This window comes from Streptomyces sp. NBC_00775 (genome assembly GCF_036347135.1).
In the GTDB taxonomy this organism is placed as follows: domain Bacteria; phylum Actinomycetota; class Actinomycetes; order Streptomycetales; family Streptomycetaceae; genus Streptomyces; species Streptomyces lutosisoli.
This window is the reverse complement of the sequence record NZ_CP108938.1, coordinates 1045132-1062012: the sequence shown is the minus strand read 5'-3', so window position 1 is coordinate 1062012 and position 16881 is coordinate 1045132. Positions and strand designations below refer to the sequence as shown.

General features: G+C 70.8%; 12 protein-coding genes. 10 read left to right on the top strand and 2 right to left on the bottom strand.

Features of this window, described 5'->3' with window-relative positions:
• Position 1: 1 nt before the first annotated feature.
• The 6 genes from OIC96_RS04935 (at position 2) to OIC96_RS04910 (ending at position 9445) form a co-directional block, all read left to right on the top strand.
• Complete coding sequence (locus OIC96_RS04935) at positions 2 to 862, top strand: bifunctional methylenetetrahydrofolate dehydrogenase/methenyltetrahydrofolate cyclohydrolase (RefSeq protein WP_330309098.1); 861 nt, start codon at positions 2 to 4, stop codon at positions 860 to 862.
• Positions 859 to 2193 carry a serine hydroxymethyltransferase gene (gene glyA / locus OIC96_RS04930; RefSeq protein ID WP_330309099.1) on the top strand — a complete coding sequence of 445 codons (1335 nt, stop codon included), beginning with the start codon at positions 859 to 861 and terminating at the stop codon, positions 2191 to 2193. The genes OIC96_RS04935 and glyA overlap by 4 nt, the downstream gene beginning before the upstream one ends.
• Entirely contained in the window at positions 2190 to 3422 is a 1233-nt protein-coding gene (locus OIC96_RS04925; protein ID WP_330309100.1) for a sarcosine oxidase subunit beta family protein, read from the top strand. Before glyA ends, OIC96_RS04925 begins: the two co-directional genes overlap by 4 nt.
• A 12-nt stretch (positions 3423 to 3434) precedes the next feature.
• Positions 3435 to 6722, top strand: coding sequence for a sarcosine oxidase subunit alpha family protein (locus tag OIC96_RS04920; RefSeq protein ID WP_330309101.1), 3288 nt, complete (start codon positions 3435 to 3437; stop codon positions 6720 to 6722).
• A complete protein-coding gene (locus OIC96_RS04915; protein ID WP_330309102.1) occupies positions 6715 to 7317 on the top strand; it encodes a sarcosine oxidase subunit gamma in 603 nt (200 codons plus the stop codon). The genes OIC96_RS04920 and OIC96_RS04915 overlap by 8 nt, the downstream gene beginning before the upstream one ends.
• Positions 7318 to 7630: 313 nt before the next feature.
• Positions 7631 to 9445 (top strand): ABC transporter ATP-binding protein, encoded by a 1815-nt coding sequence (locus OIC96_RS04910; protein WP_330309103.1) that lies wholly within the window; start codon positions 7631 to 7633, stop codon positions 9443 to 9445.
• An 84-nt stretch (positions 9446 to 9529) separates the two neighbouring features.
• Here the strand turns inward: OIC96_RS04910 and OIC96_RS04905 are convergent, their stop codons facing one another.
• Together OIC96_RS04905 and OIC96_RS04900 are read right to left on the bottom strand one after the other, a co-directional pair.
• Complete coding sequence (locus OIC96_RS04905) at positions 9530 to 10420, bottom strand: C1 family peptidase (protein ID WP_330309104.1); 891 nt, start codon at positions 10418 to 10420, stop codon at positions 9530 to 9532.
• Between the two features lie 212 nt (positions 10421 to 10632).
• Positions 10633 to 12435 carry an FAD-dependent oxidoreductase gene (locus OIC96_RS04900; RefSeq protein WP_330309105.1) on the bottom strand — a complete coding sequence of 601 codons (1803 nt, stop codon included), beginning with the start codon at positions 12433 to 12435 and terminating at the stop codon, positions 10633 to 10635.
• 257 nt (positions 12436 to 12692) lie between these two features.
• Between OIC96_RS04900 and OIC96_RS04895 the strand changes: the two genes are divergently transcribed.
• From OIC96_RS04895 to OIC96_RS04880, 4 genes are all read left to right on the top strand, one after another.
• Positions 12693 to 13817 (top strand): SchA/CurD-like domain-containing protein, encoded by a 1125-nt coding sequence (locus OIC96_RS04895; RefSeq protein WP_330309106.1) that lies wholly within the window; start codon positions 12693 to 12695, stop codon positions 13815 to 13817.
• A gap of 69 nt (positions 13818 to 13886) precedes the next feature.
• Positions 13887 to 14369: a cupin domain-containing protein gene (locus tag OIC96_RS04890; protein WP_330309107.1), complete on the top strand. Its 483-nt coding sequence runs from the start codon at positions 13887 to 13889 to the stop codon at positions 14367 to 14369.
• Positions 14366 to 15634, top strand: a complete 1269-nt coding sequence (locus tag OIC96_RS04885) for a beta-ketoacyl-[acyl-carrier-protein] synthase family protein (RefSeq protein WP_330309108.1) — start codon at positions 14366 to 14368, stop codon at positions 15632 to 15634. The genes OIC96_RS04890 and OIC96_RS04885 overlap by 4 nt, the downstream gene beginning before the upstream one ends.
• Complete coding sequence (locus OIC96_RS04880) at positions 15631 to 16878, top strand: ketosynthase chain-length factor (RefSeq protein WP_330309109.1); 1248 nt, start codon at positions 15631 to 15633, stop codon at positions 16876 to 16878. The genes OIC96_RS04885 and OIC96_RS04880 overlap by 4 nt, the downstream gene beginning before the upstream one ends.
• Positions 16879 to 16881: the final 3 nt, after the last annotated feature.

The following is a 16881-nucleotide window of genomic DNA, read 5'->3' as shown; positions in this document are numbered from 1 at the left end:
GGTGACAGCACAACTGCTCGACGGCAAGGCGACCGCCGCCGCGATCCGCGGCGAACTCGCCGAGCGCGTGGCCAAGTTGACCGCCACGGGCGCCCGTCCGCCGGGGCTCGGTACGGTCCTGGTCGGCGACGACCCCGGCAGCCGCGCCTACGTCGGCGGGAAACACCGTGACTGCGCGCAGATCGGTGTCGCCTCCATCCGCCGTGAACTGCCCGCCGACGCCACGCAGGAGCAGGTCGAGGACGTGATCGACGAGCTCAACGCCGATCCCGCCTGCACCGGCTACATCGTTCAACTCCCGCTCCCGCGCCACCTGGACGCCAACGCCGTACTGGAACGCATGGACCCGGCCAAGGACGCCGACGGCCTGCACCCCGTCAGCCTCGGCAGGCTCACCCTCGGCGTCGACGCCCCGCTGCCGTGCACCCCGCGCGGCATCGTCGAACTGCTCCGCCGGTACGACGTGCCCATCGCCGGAGCGCGGGTGTGCGTGATCGGCCGGGGCATCACCGTCGGACGGCCCCTCGGACTGCTGCTCACCCGCAGGTCCGAGAACGCCACCGTCACCCTCTGCCACACCGGCACCAAGGGCCTGGCCTGGCACGTACGCGAGGCGGACATCGTCGTCGCGGCGGCCGGCTCGCCCGGGCTGATCACCAAGGACATGCTGCGCCCCGGCGCGGCGGTCCTGGACGTCGGCATCACCCGCACCGACCACGGGCTGGTCGGCGACGTGCACCCGGACGCGGCCCAGGTCGCCGGGTGGCTCGCGCCGATGCCCGGGGGCGTGGGCCCCATGACCCGAGCCATGCTGCTCGCCAATGTCGTCGAGGCCGCCGAGAGGAACGCGAACGCCGTATGAACGCGCTGAACACCCCCCTGGCGGAACTGGACCCCGAGGTCCACGCCGCACTCCGCGCCGAGCTGCACCGCCAGCAGTCCACCCTCGAAATGATCGCCTCCGAGAACTTCGCACCCTCCGCCGTGCTGGAGGCCCAGGGCTCGGTCCTCACCAACAAGTACGCGGAGGGCTACCCTGGCCGCCGCTACTACGGCGGCTGCGAACACGTCGACGTCACCGAGCGGTTGGCCATCGAGCGCGTCAAGTCCCTCTTCGGCGCCGGATTCGCCAACGTCCAGCCGCACTCGGGCGCCCAGGCCAACACCGCCGTCTTCTTCGCCCTGCTCCAGCCCGGCGACACGATCCTCGGCCTCGACCTCGCGCACGGCGGGCACCTCACCCACGGCATGCGCATCAACTACAGCGGCAAGATGCTCAACGTCGTGCCGTACCACGTGGCCGAGACGGACAATCTGATCGACATGGACGAGGTGGAGCGCCTCGCCAAGGAGCACCGCCCCAAGATGATCATCGCGGGCTGGTCGGCGTACCCCCGGCAGCTGGACTTCGCGGCCTTCCGCCGGATCGCCGACGAGGTTGGCGCCCTCCTCATGGTCGACATGGCGCACTTCGCGGGCCTGGTCGCCGCCGGGCTGCACCCGAACCCGGTCCCGCACGCCCACGTCACCACGACGACCACGCACAAGACACTCGGCGGCCCGCGCGGCGGAGTCATCCTCACCAACGAGGCCGACCTCGCCAAGAAGATCAACTCGGCGGTGTTCCCCGGGATGCAGGGCGGCCCGCTGGAGCACGTCATCGCCGCGAAGGCGGTGTCCTTCAAGGTCGCCGCGTCACCCGGGTTCGCCGAACGCCAGGCCCGTACGCTGGCCGGCTCCCGCATCCTCGCCGAGCGGCTCACCCGGACCGACGTGGCGGCCACCGGGGTCAAGGTCCTCACCGGCGGCACGGACGTCCACCTCGTCCTGGTCGACCTGCGTGATTCCGAGCTGGACGGCAGGCAGGCGGAAGACCTGCTCCACGAGATCGGCATCACCGTCAACCGCAATGCCGTGCCCTTCGACCCGCGCCCGCCCATGGTCACGTCCGGGCTGCGCATCGGCACTCCGGCGCTGGCGACCCGCGGCTTCACGGAGCAGGACTTCGAAGAGGTCGCCGACGTGATCGCGTCGGCCCTCCAGCCGGAGCCCGACATCGCCGCCCTGCGCGCCCGCACGGAGGCGCTGGCGGCCAAGCACCCGCTCTACCCGCACCTTTCAGAAGCAGAAGCAGAAGCAGAAGCAGAAGACGCAGCAGCAGCTACAGGAACAGAAGCCGGAGACGCCCGATGAGCCCCCGCACCCCCGGCGCCGAGCTCCCCGAACACCCCGACTGGCTGTGGCGCACACCCGAGCCCAAGCGGTCGTACGACGTGGTGATCGTGGGCGGCGGCGGCCACGGCCTCGCCACCGCCCACTACCTGGCGAAGAACCACGGCATCACCAACGTCGCCGTGCTGGAGAAGGGCTGGCTGGCGGGCGGCAACATGGCCCGCAACACCACGATCATCCGTTCCAACTACCTGTGGGACGAGAGCGCGGGCATCTACGAGCACGCGCTCAAACTGTGGGAGGGACTGGAGGAGGAGCTCGACTACCCGATCCTCTTCTCCCAGCGCGGTGTGCTGAACCTCGCCCACAGCCTTCAGGACGTCCGCGACAGCGTGCGCCGCGTCGAGGCGAACCGGCTCAACGGCGTGGACGCCGAGTGGCTCGACGAGCGGCAGGTCAAGGAGGTCTGCCCGATCGTCAACATCTCGCCCGACGTGCGCTATCCGGTCATGGGCGGCACCTACCAGCCGCGCGCCGGCATCGCCAAGCACGACCACGTCGCCTGGGGCCTGGCCCGCTCCGCCGACGCCGCCGGCATCGACATCATCCAGAACTGCGAGGTCACCGGCCTCGACATCGTCGGCGGCCGGGTGGTCGGCGTACAGACCACGCTCGGCCCGATCGCGGCGGGCAAAGTGGCGCTGTGTTCGGCGGGCCACTCCTCGGTCCTCGCCGCCATGGCAGGCATCGAACTCCCGCTCCAGAGCCACCCGTTGCAGGCACTCGTCTCCGAACTCCTGGAGCCGGTGCACCCGACGGTCGTCATGTCCAACGCCGTCCATGTGTACGTCAGCCAGGCCCACAAGGGCGAGCTGGTGATGGGCGCGGGCATCGACTCGTACAACTCCTACACCCAGCGCGGCGCCTTCCACATCATCGAAGAGCAGATGTCCGCCGCCCTGGAACTCTTCCCGGTCTTCGCCCGCGCCCATGTGCTGCGCACCTGGGGCGGCATCGTCGACGTCAGCCCCGACGCCTCACCCATCGTCGGCCTCACCCCGGTGGACAACCTCTACTTGAACTGCGGCTGGGGAACCGGCGGCTTCAAGGCCACTCCGGGCGTCGGCTGGGTCTACGCCCACACCATCGCCCACGACACCCCTCACCACCTCAACGCCCCCTTCTCGCTCGACCGTTTCACCACCGGCGCGCTCGTCGACGAGCACGGCGCGGCCGCGGTGGCCCACTAGGGAGCCGAACCCATGCTGCTGATCCCCTGCCCCTGGTGCGGGCCCCGTGACGAAGCCGAGTTCCACTACGGCGGCCAGGCCCATGTGCCGTATCCGGAGAACTCCGCGGACCTGACCGACGAGGAATGGGCGAGCTACCTCTTCTTCCGCGACAACCCGAAGGGCCCGTTCGCAGAACGCTGGAGCCATGCGGCGGGGTGCCGCCGCTGGTTCAACGCGGTGCGGGACACGGGGACGAACGAGATCCTGGCCGTGTACCGCTCGGGCGAGCCGCGGCCGGACAATCCCACCCGGCCTGGGGTGTGGGCAGGCGTTCCGCAGGGCGATGGGGGTCCCCCCGGTCGAGCGAAGTCGAGACTGGGGGAGGGTGGGCACACCCCATCCACCGGCTCGCACTCGACGACGGACCTCGCGGGGTCTGGGGCGGCAGCCCCAGTTTCGGGAAGGGGTGGGCTTGGGGAAGAAACCACTCCCACCGCCACCCAACCGTTCCGGCTCCCCACCGGCGGCCGTGTCCACCGCGACGAGCGCCTCCGCTTCACCTTCGACGGCACGGAGTACGAAGGCGTCCGCGGCGACACCCTCGCCTCCGCCCTCCTGGCCAACGGCATCATCCAGACCGGCACCAGCATCAAACTCGGCCGCCCGCGCGGCATCTTCTCCGCCGGAGTCGAGGAACCCAACGCCGTCATCCAGATCGAGGAACCCTTCCCCGAGCCGATGCTGCCCGCGACGACCGTGGAGCTGTACGACGGCCTGGTCGCGACCAGTCTCCCCGGCCAGGGACGCCTCGCGACCGAACCGGACCCGGCCCGCTACGACGCCGTGCACGCACACTGCGACCTGCTCGTCGTGGGCGCGGGCCCGGCCGGCCTCGCCGCCGCCGCGGCAGCCGCCCGCAGCGGAGCCCGCGTCATCCTCGCCGACGACCAGCCCGAGCTGGGCGGCAGCCTGCTGGGTACGGGTCAACTCCTCGACTGGGTGGAGGAGTTGAACGAGCAGCTCGGCGCCGCGCCCGAAGTGCGCGTACTGCGCCGCACCACGGTCTTCGGCCACTACGACGACAACCACCTCCTCGCCGTGGAGCGCCGCACCAACCACCTGGGCGCCGAGGCCCCCGAGCATGCCTCCCGAGAGCGCGTCTGGCGCATCCGCGCCCGTCGCGTCGTCCTCGCGACCGGCGCCCACGAGCGCTCGCTGGCCTTCGCGGACAACGACCGCCCCGGTGTGATGCTCGCCGCCTCGGCCCGCGCCTACGTCAACCGCCACGGTGTCCTGCCGGGTCGCCACGCCGTCGTCTTCACCACCAACGACAGCGCCTACGCAGCCGCGCTGGATCTCGCGGCGGCGGGCGTGCAGGTCGCGGCGATCGTCGACACCCGGCCGTCCGAGCCGGGGGAGTGGGCGCGCCGAGCCCGCGAGGCCGGCATCGAGGTGCTGACCGGGCACGCCGTCGTCGGCACCGAAGGCGCCCCGCGGCTCACCGCCGTGACGGCCGCCCCCTACGGCGAGTCCGCGGGGACGCGCGAATTCGCCGCCGACCTCCTGCTGGTCTCCGGCGGCTGGAACCCCGTGGCCCACCTGTTCAGCCAGGCGGGCGGAAAGCTGCGCTACGACGAGACGCTCGGCTCCTTCGTCCCCGACACCTGCCGCCAGGCGGTCGAGGTCGCGGGCAGCGCGAACGGCGTCCTCGACCTCGCCGGTGTCCTCGCCCAGGGCGCCGCCGCCGGAGCCCGGGCGATCGAGGCCGAGGGCTACGCCTCCGAGGCACCCCGTCTCCCCGACGCGACCGCCGAGCCGCAGACTCCACCCATGCAGGTCTTCCTCGTCCCCGGAGCCACCGACGCACCCCGCTTCGTCGACCTCCAACGCGATGTCACCGTCGACGACCTGACCCGCGCGACCGGCGCCGGCATGCGCTCGGTCGAGCACACCAAGCGCTACACCACGGCGGGCACCGCCAACGACCAGGGCAAGACCTCCGGGGTCCTGGCCAGCGGTGTCGTCGCCGAACTGCTCGGCGTGGACGTCTCGGCCCTCGGCACGACGACGTTCCGCCCGCCCTACACGCCGGTCTCCTTCGCCACGCTCGCCGGCCGCGACCGCGGCGCGCTGCACGACCCGGTTCGTACGACCGCCCTGCACGACTGGCATGTCATGCACGGAGCCCTGTTCGAGAACGTCGGCCAGTGGAAGCGCCCCTGGTACTACCCGCAGGACGGCGAGGACATGGAGACCGCCGTGCTGCGCGAGTGCGCCGCCGCCCGCGAGGGCGTCGGCTTCATGGACGCCTCCACCCTCGGCAAGATCGACGTACAGGGCCCGGACGCCGCCGCCTTCCTCGACCTGCTCTACACCAACATGATGAGCAACCTGAAGGTCGGCATGATCCGCTACGGCGTCATGTGCCGCCTGGACGGCATGATCTTCGACGACGGCACGGTCATCCGCCTCGCCCAGGACCGCTTCCTGGTCACCACCACGACGGGCAACGCGGCCGCCGTACTGGACTGGATGGAGGAATGGCTCCAGACCGAGTGGCCCGAACTGCGCGTCCACTGCGCCTCCGTCACCGAGCAGTGGGCCACCGTCGCCCTGGTGGGCCCGCGTTCCCGTGAGGTCCTCGGCGCGCTCGCGCCCGAACTGGCCGTGGAAAACCAGGACTTCCCGTTCATGGCATGGCGGGAGACGACCGTCGCGGGCATCGAGGCCAGGGTGTGCCGGATCAGCTTCTCCGGCGAACTGGCCTACGAGATCAACGTGTCCCCGTGGGAAGCCCTCGTCCTGTGGGAGGCGCTGTACGAGGCGGGTGCCCCCTTCGGCATCACCCCGTACGGCACCGAGACCATGCACGTCCTGCGCGCGGAGAAGGGCTACCCGATCATCGGCCAGGACAGCGACGGCACGGTCACGCCGCACGACCTCGGCATGAGCTGGGCGGTGTCGAAGAAGAAGCCCGACTTCATCGGCAAGCGCTCCTACGCCCGCGCCGACGCCGTCCGCCCCGACCGCAAGCACCTGGTCGGCCTGCTCCCCGAGGACCCCGGCACCTTCCTCCCCGAGGGCACGCAACTAGTGGCGGACAGCGTGCTGCCGGCCCCGCCCGTCCCGATGCTCGGCCATGTCACCTCCAGTTACCGCAGCGCGGCGCTCGGCCGGACCTTCGCGCTCGCCCTGATCAAGGGTGGCCGGGACCGCATCGGAGAGCGGCTCTACGCCCCCGTGGGCGACCGGCTGGTCCCGGTGACCGTCGCCAGCCCCGTCCTCTACGACCCCGAGGGAGCCCGCCGCGATGGCTGACACCGCCCTTTCCGTCCCGCGCCGCAGTCCCCTGGCAGGGGCCGCCGACCGGCTGGCCGCCGTGACGCGTGCCTCCGGGGGCGCGGTCCGGCTGGCCGAACTTCCCTTCCTGGCCCAGGTCAACGTCCGGCTCGACGCCAAGGGAGCGGCAGCGGACGCCATCGCGCTCGCGCTGGCGCTCCCACTGCCCCTCGAACCCAACACCGTCGTACGCGCCGGCGAGCTGACCGCTGTGTGGCTCGGCCCAGACGAGTGGCTGGTGGTCGGCCCGGCGGGCACTCAGCGGGACGTCGAGAGCCGGATCCGGGCGGCGGCCGGTGCCGAGCCCGTGTCCGTCACCGATGTCTCCGCCCAGCGCACCACCCTCCTCGTCGCGGGTCCCCGCGCCCGCGACCTGCTGGCACACGGCTGCCCGCTGGATCTGCACCCGCGTGCCTTCGGGGCCGGACGCTGCGCCCAGACCACCCTGGCCCGGGCACAGATCGTGCTGGTCGCCCGGGACGAACCCGGGACCGGATTCTGGGTGCTGGTCCGTTCGTCCTTCGCCGGCTATCTGGCGGACTGGCTGCTGGACGCGGCCGCGGAATACGTCTGAATCAGCCCAAAACTCCCGGGCAGAGGGTGGCGTCCCCACCGACCTCGATACGCCCCCCGGCCTCGATACGCGCGCCGCGTCCCGCACGGAGCGGGGCGCGGCGCGCGTGCCGATGGCTGAGAAAAACGCTTGGACGGTGCGCGCGCCCTCGCGGGACACTGCGCTTCCTGGCCTGCCCGTACTCGCACGTCGGCGCCGCCGCGAACTGCGCGGGGGCTCCGTCGTCGTGCCGAAGCTCCGCACGGTCATTGAGGCAACGGCATCTCTCCGGAGAAGCACAGGGCGGGCCGCCGTACAACACCACAGGGTTGAGATGGGATCGCCTGAATCGCGCGAGGTTCCGCCGGGCAGGGGCCCGGTGCTGCTCGCACTTCGTTATTACGGACGGGAGTTAGCCCGCCTGCGGCGGCTGACCGTCCCCGGGATGCTGCTGCCGGCGATGGGCAACATCGGCATCAACTACATCGCGCCACTGATCGTCGCGAAGCTCGTCGGCCGTATCGCCGGGGATGCCGATATCTCCATCGGCTCCACGATGCCGTACGTCCTCGGCTTCGCCGGAGCCCTGCTCGCCGCGGAGTTGCTGTGGCGCATCGGTCTGCACTGCCTGAACCGACTCGACGCCCTTGGTATCGAGCAGCTGTACGTGATCGGCATGGACGAGCTGTTCGCCAAGGACGCCGCGTTCTTCCACGACAACTTCGCCGGATCGCTGACCAAGCGGGTCCTGAGCTTCGCCTCCCGCTTCGAGGAGTTCGTCGACACACTGACCTTCTCGGTCATGGGCAGCCTCGTGCCGCTGCTGTTCGGGTCGGTGGTGCTGTGGCGCTACGAACCGCTGCTCGTCGTCGGACTCCTGGCGATGATCGCCCTGACGGCGCTGTGCGTGATACCCCTCATCCGTCGCCGCCAGGCGCTCGTCGTTCAGCGCGAGGCGGCGATCGCCCGGGTCTCGGGTCACGTCGCAGACAGCCTGATGAACATGGACACGGTCCGGGCGTTCGCGGCGGAGGAACGCGAGGCCGCCGAGCACCGGTCCCGCGTCGCGGCGTCGCGACGGCTCACGCTGAGGTCGTGGGACTACGGCAACCTGCGCATCGACACGCTGGTCGCGCCACTGTCCGTGCTGACCAACGCGCTGGGCCTGCTGCTCGCGGTCGCGCTCGGCGGGGGCGAGCACGGCGTCGAGGCGGTCGTGGTCGCTTTCACGTACTACTCCAACGCGACGCGGATCATGTTCGAGTTCAACCAGATCTACCGTCGCCTGGAGAGTTCGATGACCGAGGCCGCGCAGTTCACGGAGCTGTTGCTGTCGCCGCCCACCGTACTCGACCCGGAGTCACCGGAGCCGCTGCGGTCCCGGGCCGCCGACGTCCACTTCGAGCGGGTGACCTTCGCCCACGCGGGCGCGGAGCCGCTCTTCGAGGGCCTCGACCTGGCCGTGCCCAGCGGCGCGAGGATCGGTCTCGTCGGCCGGTCCGGCGGGGGCAAGACCACCCTCACCCGGCTGCTGCTGCGGCTGACGGACATCGAGGCCGGCCGGATCCTGATCGGGGGTCAGGACATCAGCAGGCTGCGCCAGAGCGACCTGCGCAGCCTGATCGCCTACGTGCCGCAGGACCCGGCGATGTTCCACCGCACGCTGCGGGACAACATCGCGTTCGCCAGGCCGGACGCCACCGACGCCGAGATCCGTCGCGCGGCCGACGCGGCGCACGTCACGGAGTTCGCCGACGCGCTGCCGGACGGGTTCGACACGATGGTGGGCGAGCGCGGTATCAAGCTGTCCGGCGGACAGCGCCAGCGGGTCGCCCTCGCCAGGGCGATCCTGCGCGACGCGCCGATCCTGCTGCTCGACGAGGCGACCAGCGCCCTGGACTCCGAGAGCGAGATCCTTGTCCAGGAGGCGCTGTGGCGGCTCATGGAGGGACGGACCGCGCTCGTGGTGGCGCACCGGCTGAGCACGGTCGCCGGTATGGACCAGCTCGTCGTCCTCGACCACGGACGGATCGTCGAGAAGGGCACGCACCAGGAGCTGCTCGCCTCGGAGGGTGCCTACGCGAAGCTGTGGCAGCACCAGTCGGGCGGCTTCCTCGACGACACCCCCGCGCGGGCCGACCTGCATTGAGACGGAGGTCAGGGCCCTGCCTCACTCACGTGATGCAGGGCCCTCGACCATTCTCCCGGGCGGTCGGGTCACGCTTTCGGACTCTCAGCCGGACCGTGCGGTGAACGGGTTCACGGCGACGTTCTCGGCGTTCACGAGCACCCAGAAGTCATCCGCGAGGCCCTTGGTGACGTAGTCGTACGGCAGGTAGCCGTAGCCGTGGTCGCCCCAGGACGTGCCCCAGGAGTTGCGGATGATGAGTGCGCCCGTCGTGGTGCTGCTGTCGACGGGGTTGGTCACCGTGCGGCTGTCGTCGTAGCCGACGGCGACGATCGCGTGGCCCCCGAGAACGCTCTCGCCGTGCGAGGCGGGGAAGGGGATGTTGCCCCCGGTGGCCTGCCGAATACTGGTGTAGACCGGGAAGCCGAACATGGCCGGCAGCCCGCCCGCGAGGGTGGCCTTGATGTCGGTGAGCAGTTCGTTGAGGTTGATGCCCGGCGGGTCCAGCCGGTAGTACAGCAGTGCCTGGTAGTTCCCGCCGAAGGCGTAGCAGAACGCGGGCGGTTCGTCGTCGAAGTGCGTGATGTCGTAGGACCAGAACTTCTCCGGGGGGACGCCGAAGAGCGCGAGGGCGCCCATGGTGGAGCGGAGGTACGCACCGGTGTCGCCGTGGAGGTCGAGGAAGTTGCGCGTCGCCTTGTAGATGAACCGGCGAGAGGCGGGGGTGTACGAGCCGGAGGACTGGATCTCGAAGTACTCGAGTACTCCGGCGGCCGCATTGGCCGTACAGGAGCCGAGGTTGCCCTGGTCCACGATGGGCGAGCACCTGGGCCGCAGGTCGACGAGCGGAGGCGGCGCACTGATGGCCCGGGAGAGTATCCCTGCCGAGCCGAGGAACTTGTCGACCTGCGGTGCGTCCTTGGTGTAGTCGCGGATGTCGGGGTGGTCGGGTATCCAGCCCATCCCGCCGACCTGTCCATTGAGCGGAGCGTCCATGAGCGGACCTTCTCTCCGAGAGGGAACTGCGGAAGATGTGAGCCCAAATGGGTGAAATTCTCCCCTCCCGTTCTAGGGTCCCCGGGGTGGGGTCGCAAACGGGACTGGGCCGAATGGGTGATGTGTGCTCTGCCGTCGATCGCTTCCACGGCGCAGGTCAGAGGCCGTATCGGAAAACACCGATACGGCCTCTGGAGGGTGGTGCGGAGTGTTCAGCGCCGGTCCAGGACCGCCTCGAGGGCCTCCCGCAACGCCGTGGTGGGATCAGCTGAAGCCCCTTCGGACCTCCAGGCGACGAATCCGTCGGGGCGGACCAGCACCGCACCGTCCGCGGTGACGCCGTGGACCTCCGCCCAGTCCATCTCGCTCGCGGGGGACAGCTCCGCGTCGGACCCGCTGCCGACCCGGTACGAGTCGAGCGGCACGGAGAGCTGTTTCGCGACCGCCTTCGCCGCGGCGTGCCACCCGCCGGCGCCGTCCGCGCAGCTCAGCAGCACCAGGGACCGCTCGTACAGGTCGAGGGTGGAGATCCGGGCGCCCGCGTCGGTCAGCCACATGTGGGGTGCCCGGCTCCCGGGCTCGCCCGTCAACCGCATGCCCTCGGGCACGACCGGCATCGTCTGATCGGCGCCGAGGACCGCGCCGCGCGGATAGCGGTAGCCCAGCGCCACGTTCAGGATTCCGCCCTTGCCACCGGGGCCGCCAGGACCGCCAGGACCGCCGCCGGGGCCACCGGGTCGGCCGGGGCCACCAGGGCCGCCGGCGGCACCAGGTGCCCCGGGGCCACCGGGTCCCCCAGGTCGGCCGGGGCCGCCGGTGACACCGGATCCACCGGGTCCGCCAGGCCTGCCGGCTTCGGGGCCGGGCGTGTACCCGGGGTGGCTGTGCTCGACCGAGCGCGACGAGGCGCGTGCGCTGGTTGCCTCCGCGACCGGGCGGCGCTCCGCGTCGTAGGACTTCAGCAGTCCGGGGCCGGCCCAGCCGCCCACCACGGCGGCCAGCTTCCAGGCGAGGTTGTGCGCGTCCTGGATACCGGTGTTGGAGCCGAACGCCCCGGTGGGGGACATCTCGTGGGCCGAGTCGCCGGCCAGGAACACCCTGCCGTCCGCGTACCGTTCGGCGACCCGCTCGGCGGCGTGCCAGGCGGCCCTGCCGGTGATCCGCACATCGAGGTCGGGTACGCCCACGGCTCGCCGGATGTGTTCCTCGCACCGCTCGTCGGTGAACTCCTCCAGGGTTTCGCCGTGCTCGGGGTGCCAGGGAGCGTGGAACACCCAGTGCTCCTTGTTGTCGACCGGCAGCAGGGCCCCGTCGGCCTCCGGATTGGTCAGGTAGCAGACGATGAAGCGCCGGTCACCGACGACGTCCGCGAGGCCGCGGGAGGTGAAGGTGACGCTCACGTTGTGGAAGAGGTCGCCCGGTCCGGTCTGCCCGATGCCGAGCCGCTCGCGGATGGGGCTGCGCGGACCGTCCGCCGCGACGAGGTAATCCGCGCGGATGGTGCTGTGCTCGCCGGTGTCCCGGCTCTTGACCTGCGCGGTCACCCCCTGGGAGTCCTGCTCGAACGACATCAGCTCCGTGTGGAACCGCAGATCTCCGCCCAGCTCGCGCGCGGTCTCCAGCAGCACCGGCTCCAGGTCGTTCTGGCTGCACAGACACCAGGCGCTGGGGCTGAAGCGGGCCAGACCGCCGCCGGGGTCGATCTCCTTGAACAGCCATTCGCCGGCATCGCCCACCAGGGTCGGCGTCTGGAGGATGCCGTGGTTCTCGGCCAGGACCGACGCGGCCTCCTCGATGCGCCGCTGAGCCCCGGCCACCCGGAACAACTCCATCGTGCGCACGTTGTTTCCGCGTCCGCGCGGATGGATCGAGGTGCCCGAGTGGCGCTCGACGAGCATGTGCGGCACGCCGAGTCGCCCCAGGAACAGGGAGGTGGACAGGCCCACCAGAGAGCCGCCGACGATGAGGACGGGCGTGTGGTGACCGACCTCGCCGGCCTCTTTCAATCGGTTCATTGCTTGCCTCCAGCGTCACCTGCGACGTGAGTCAGGAATGGGATGCCCGGCCGACTTGAACGGCCACCAGGTTCCATGCCCTGTGTGGACCGGTTCGCGCGCTCGGGGCACCCGGATGGCACGCGGTTCACTCGTCCGCCCCGTGGGGCTCGCGCGCATCCGGGCTCCCGTCAACGATCGGCACATGGCGACCCCGGCCTTTCGGACACGGCGGTCGTTTCCTGACCTTCTGTGGAAGAAGAGGAGAGGTGTGCCGGATGACCATCTCGGGACGCATATCGCAGTCGGCATTCGACGGTTCCAGGCTGCGGGTGATCCTGCTGCTCGATCTGTACGAAGGAGCCCAGCAGCAATTCCTCGACGCGTACGAGCACATGCGCAATCAGGTCGCGTCGGTCCCCGGTCACCTCAGTGACCAGCTCTGCCAGTCGATCGAGAACCCCTCGCAGTGGCTCATCACCAGCGAGTGGGAGAGCGCACCGCCCTTCCTCGCGTGGGTGAACAGCGAGGAGCACGTCGAAACGGTCCGGCCGATGCACAGCTGCGTCCGCGACACCCGGTCGATGCGCTACAGCATCCTCCGGGAGACGACCCCCGCTCAGCCGCTCACGCCGGAATCGGCCAGGTCGGCGATGCAGGTGGAGGCCCGCGTGGGTGACGGTGTGGCACGCCACGCCCTCACGTTCACCGTCAAGCCGGGCTCCGAGTCGAAGGTCGCGGAGATCCTGGCCGGGTACAAGTCACCCCAGGCCCAGGTCGACGACACCACGAAGCTGCGCCGTACCTCGCTCTTCATGCACGGCAACCGCGTCGTGCGGGCCGTCGAAGTGGAGGGCGACCTGCTCGCGGCACTGCGCCACGTGGCGCGCCAGCCCGAGGTGCGGGCGGTCGAAGAGGCCATCAACCCGTACCTGGAGCAGGACCGGGACCTGACCGACGGCGATTCGGCGCGGGTCTTCTTCACCCGGGCCGCGCTCCCGGCCGTGCACCATGTGGTGTCCGGCCGTAAGGCACCCGCCGACCTGCGGCGTCACGCGCTCTACTACCCGGCCAGAGCGGGCTGCGGTATGGAGCTGGCCCGGTTGCTCGCCCATCAGGACGAGGCCGCGGCGGAGGACCCGAAGAGCCCGGTGTACGGCAGCACGGTCTTCCAGCGCGACGACATCGTGGTGCGCCTCATCGACATCACGGGCGAGCTCGACCTCGACCCCGTCGCCTCCCTCGGCCTCAGCGGCCGCAAGAAGGCCGCGGAGCTGGAGCGCCTCCTCGATGGTGCCGCGATCGGCGTCGAGGGCTCCCTGGAGACGGAACGCAACATCAACCGCCTCCTGTCGCACGCCGACATGATGCCCATCACCGACCGCAGCTCGACGGATTCCTGACGGACCACGACGGCCCCTGACCGGGGCCGTCTCACCCGGACGTCACTGCCACACCCGGAGGTATCAACCATGTTCAAGAAGCATCCACGCATCGTGGACCTGAGCGAGACGGAACCCAACCGCAGGCGCGGAGGTGACCTGCGGGCCATGCTCACGCCCGCCACCGCGGGTTCCACCAGCGGCTTCATGGGCCTGGCCATCGTCCAGCCCGGCGAGCGCATCGGCGAGCACTACCACCCGTACTCCGAGGAGTTCGTGTACGTCGTCACCGGCGCGCTCGAAGTGGACCTGGACGGCGACACGTACGGGCTCAAGCCCGATCAGGGCCTCTTGATCCCGATCAACATGCGGCACCGCTTCCGCAACATCGGCGACACGGAAGCCCGCATGGTCTTCCACCTGGGCCCGCTCGCCCCGCGTCCGAGCCTCGGCCACGTCGACACGGAGGTGACCGACGACACCGCGCCCGGCCCCGAGTTCGCCACCGCCGGGGCGGACCTGTCCGCGCCGGACCACGGACAGCCGTCCGAGCGAAGTGGGGCCATAAAGTGACCCGGCGGGTGGCCGTCACCGGTATCGGTGTGGTCGCTCCGGGCGGCACCGGGGCGGAGGCGTTCTGGGACCTCCTCGCAGGCGGCCGTACCGCGACCCGCGGCATCACGCTGTTCGATCCGGCGGGCCTGCGCTCGCGCATAGCCGCCGAATGCGACTTCGACCCGCTCGCGCACGGCCTGGACCCGGAGCTGAGCGAACACGCCGACCGGTACATCCAGTTCGCCGTGGTCGCCGCCGGTGAAGCCGTACGCGACTCCGGACTCGACGCCGACAGGGAAGACCCCTGGCGGATCGGAGTATCCCTGGGCAGCGCCGTCGGCGGTACCACCCGCCTGGAACACGACTACGTCCTGGTCAGTGAGGGCGGCCGGCGGTGGGACGTGGACCACCACGCGGCCGACCCCCAACTGCACATGGCGTTCTCGCCCAGCACGCTCGCCTCGGTCGTCGCCGAGCAGTTCGGTGCCCAGGGACCGGTGCAGACCGTCTCCACCGGCTGCACCTCCGGACTCGACGCGGTCGGCTACGCCTTCCACACCATCGAGGAAGGCCGGGCGGACGTCTGCATCGCCGGGGCGTCGGACTCGCCGATATCACCGATCACCATGGCCTGCTTCGACGCCATCAAGGCCACATCCCCCAACAACGACGACCCCGAGCACGCCTCCAAGCCCTTCGACGCCCACCGCAACGGCTTCGTCATGGGCGAGGGCGCCGCGGTGCTGGTCCTGGAGGAGTACGAGCACGCCCGAGCCCGCGGCGCGCACATCTACTGCGAGATCAGCGGCTACGCCACCTACGGCAACGCCTACCACATGACCGGTCTGACCGGTGAGGGGCTGGAGATGGCCCGGGCGATCGACACCACGCTCGACCAGGCCCGCCTCGACCCCACGCTGATCGACTACGTCAACGCGCACGGCTCGGGCACCCGACAGAACGACCGGCACGAGACCGCCGCGGTGAAGCGGTCCCTGGGCGCCCACGCCTACGACACGCCCATGAGCTCCATCAAATCCATGGTGGGGCACTCGCTGGGCGCGATCGGCGCGATCGAGGTCGTCGCCTGCGTGCTTGCTCTCAAGCACCAGGTGGTACCGCCGACGGCGAACTACGAGACCCCCGACCCCGAGTGCGACCTGGACTACGTGCCGCGCACCGCACGCCCGCGGAAGCTGAGGAACGTGCTCTCCGTGGGCAGCGGATTCGGCGGTTTCCAGTCCGCGGTCCTGCTGACCAGGCCGGGCGGGAGGACACGATGAGCAATCAGCGCCCCCGGCGCGCGGCCCTCACCGGCATCGGTGTGATCGCGCCCAACGGACTGCGCGCCGACGCGTACTGGAAGTCCATCAGGGAAGGCCTCGGCGTCCTGGACCGGATCACCCGCGAGGGATGCGAGCACCTGCCGCTCCGTGTCGCGGGCGAAGTCCGGTCCTTCGACGCCGCGGCCCTCATCGAGGAGCGGTTCCTGGTCCAGACGGACCGCTTCAGCCACTTCGCGATGGCCGCCACCGTCCTCGCCCTCGACGACGCCGGCCTCGGCGGCGGTGACCTCGACGACCCGTACGACATCGGCGTCGTCACCGCGGCCGGGTCCGGCGGCGGCGAGTTCGGCCAGCGGGAACTCCAGAAGCTGTGGGGCCAGGGCTCCCGGTACGTCGGCCCGTACCAGTCCATCGCCTGGTTCTACGCCGCCAGCACCGGACAGATCTCCATCCGGGGCGGCTTCAAAGGGCCCTGCGGAGTGGTCGCGAGCGACGAGGCGGGTGGCCTGGACGCCATCGCGCACGCCGCCCGGGACGTACGGCGCGGAACCGGCGCGGTGCTCGTCGGAGCCGCGGAGGCGCCCCTCGCCCCGTACTCGATGGTGTGCCAGCTCGGCTACCCCGAGCTCAGCACCGTCGAGGACCCCGACCGCGCCTACCGGCCCTTCACCGCGGGAGCCTGCGGCTTCGCTCCCGGGGAGGGCGGCGCCATGCTCGTCGTCGAGGACGAGAACCGCGCCCGCGAGCGCGGTGCGGCCATCCGGGCCACCGTGGCCGGCCATGCCGCGACGTTCACCGGCGCCTCCCGCTGGGAGCGGTCCAGAGAGGGGCTCGCCCACGCGATCCGGGGCGCCCTCGACGAGGCCGGCTGTGCCCCGGAGGAGATCGACGTCGTGTTCGCCGACGCCCTGGGCGTACCGGAGGCGGACCGCGCCGAAGCACTGGCCATCGCCGATGCCCTGGGCGCGCACGGCACCCGCGTACCCGTCACCGCGCCCAAGACCGGAATCGGACGGACCTACTGCGCGGCACCCGTGCTGGACACCGCGGCCGCGGTGCTCGCCATGGAGAACGGCCAGGTACCCCCCACCCCCAACGTGTTCGACATCTGCCACGACCTCGACCTGGTGATGTCGAGCGCTCGCCCCGCCGAGCTGCACACGGCCCTGGTCCTCAGCAGGGGACTCATGGGCTCCAACGCGGCGCTGGTAGTGCGCCGCGGCAGCGAATCCGCCCGGTAGGAC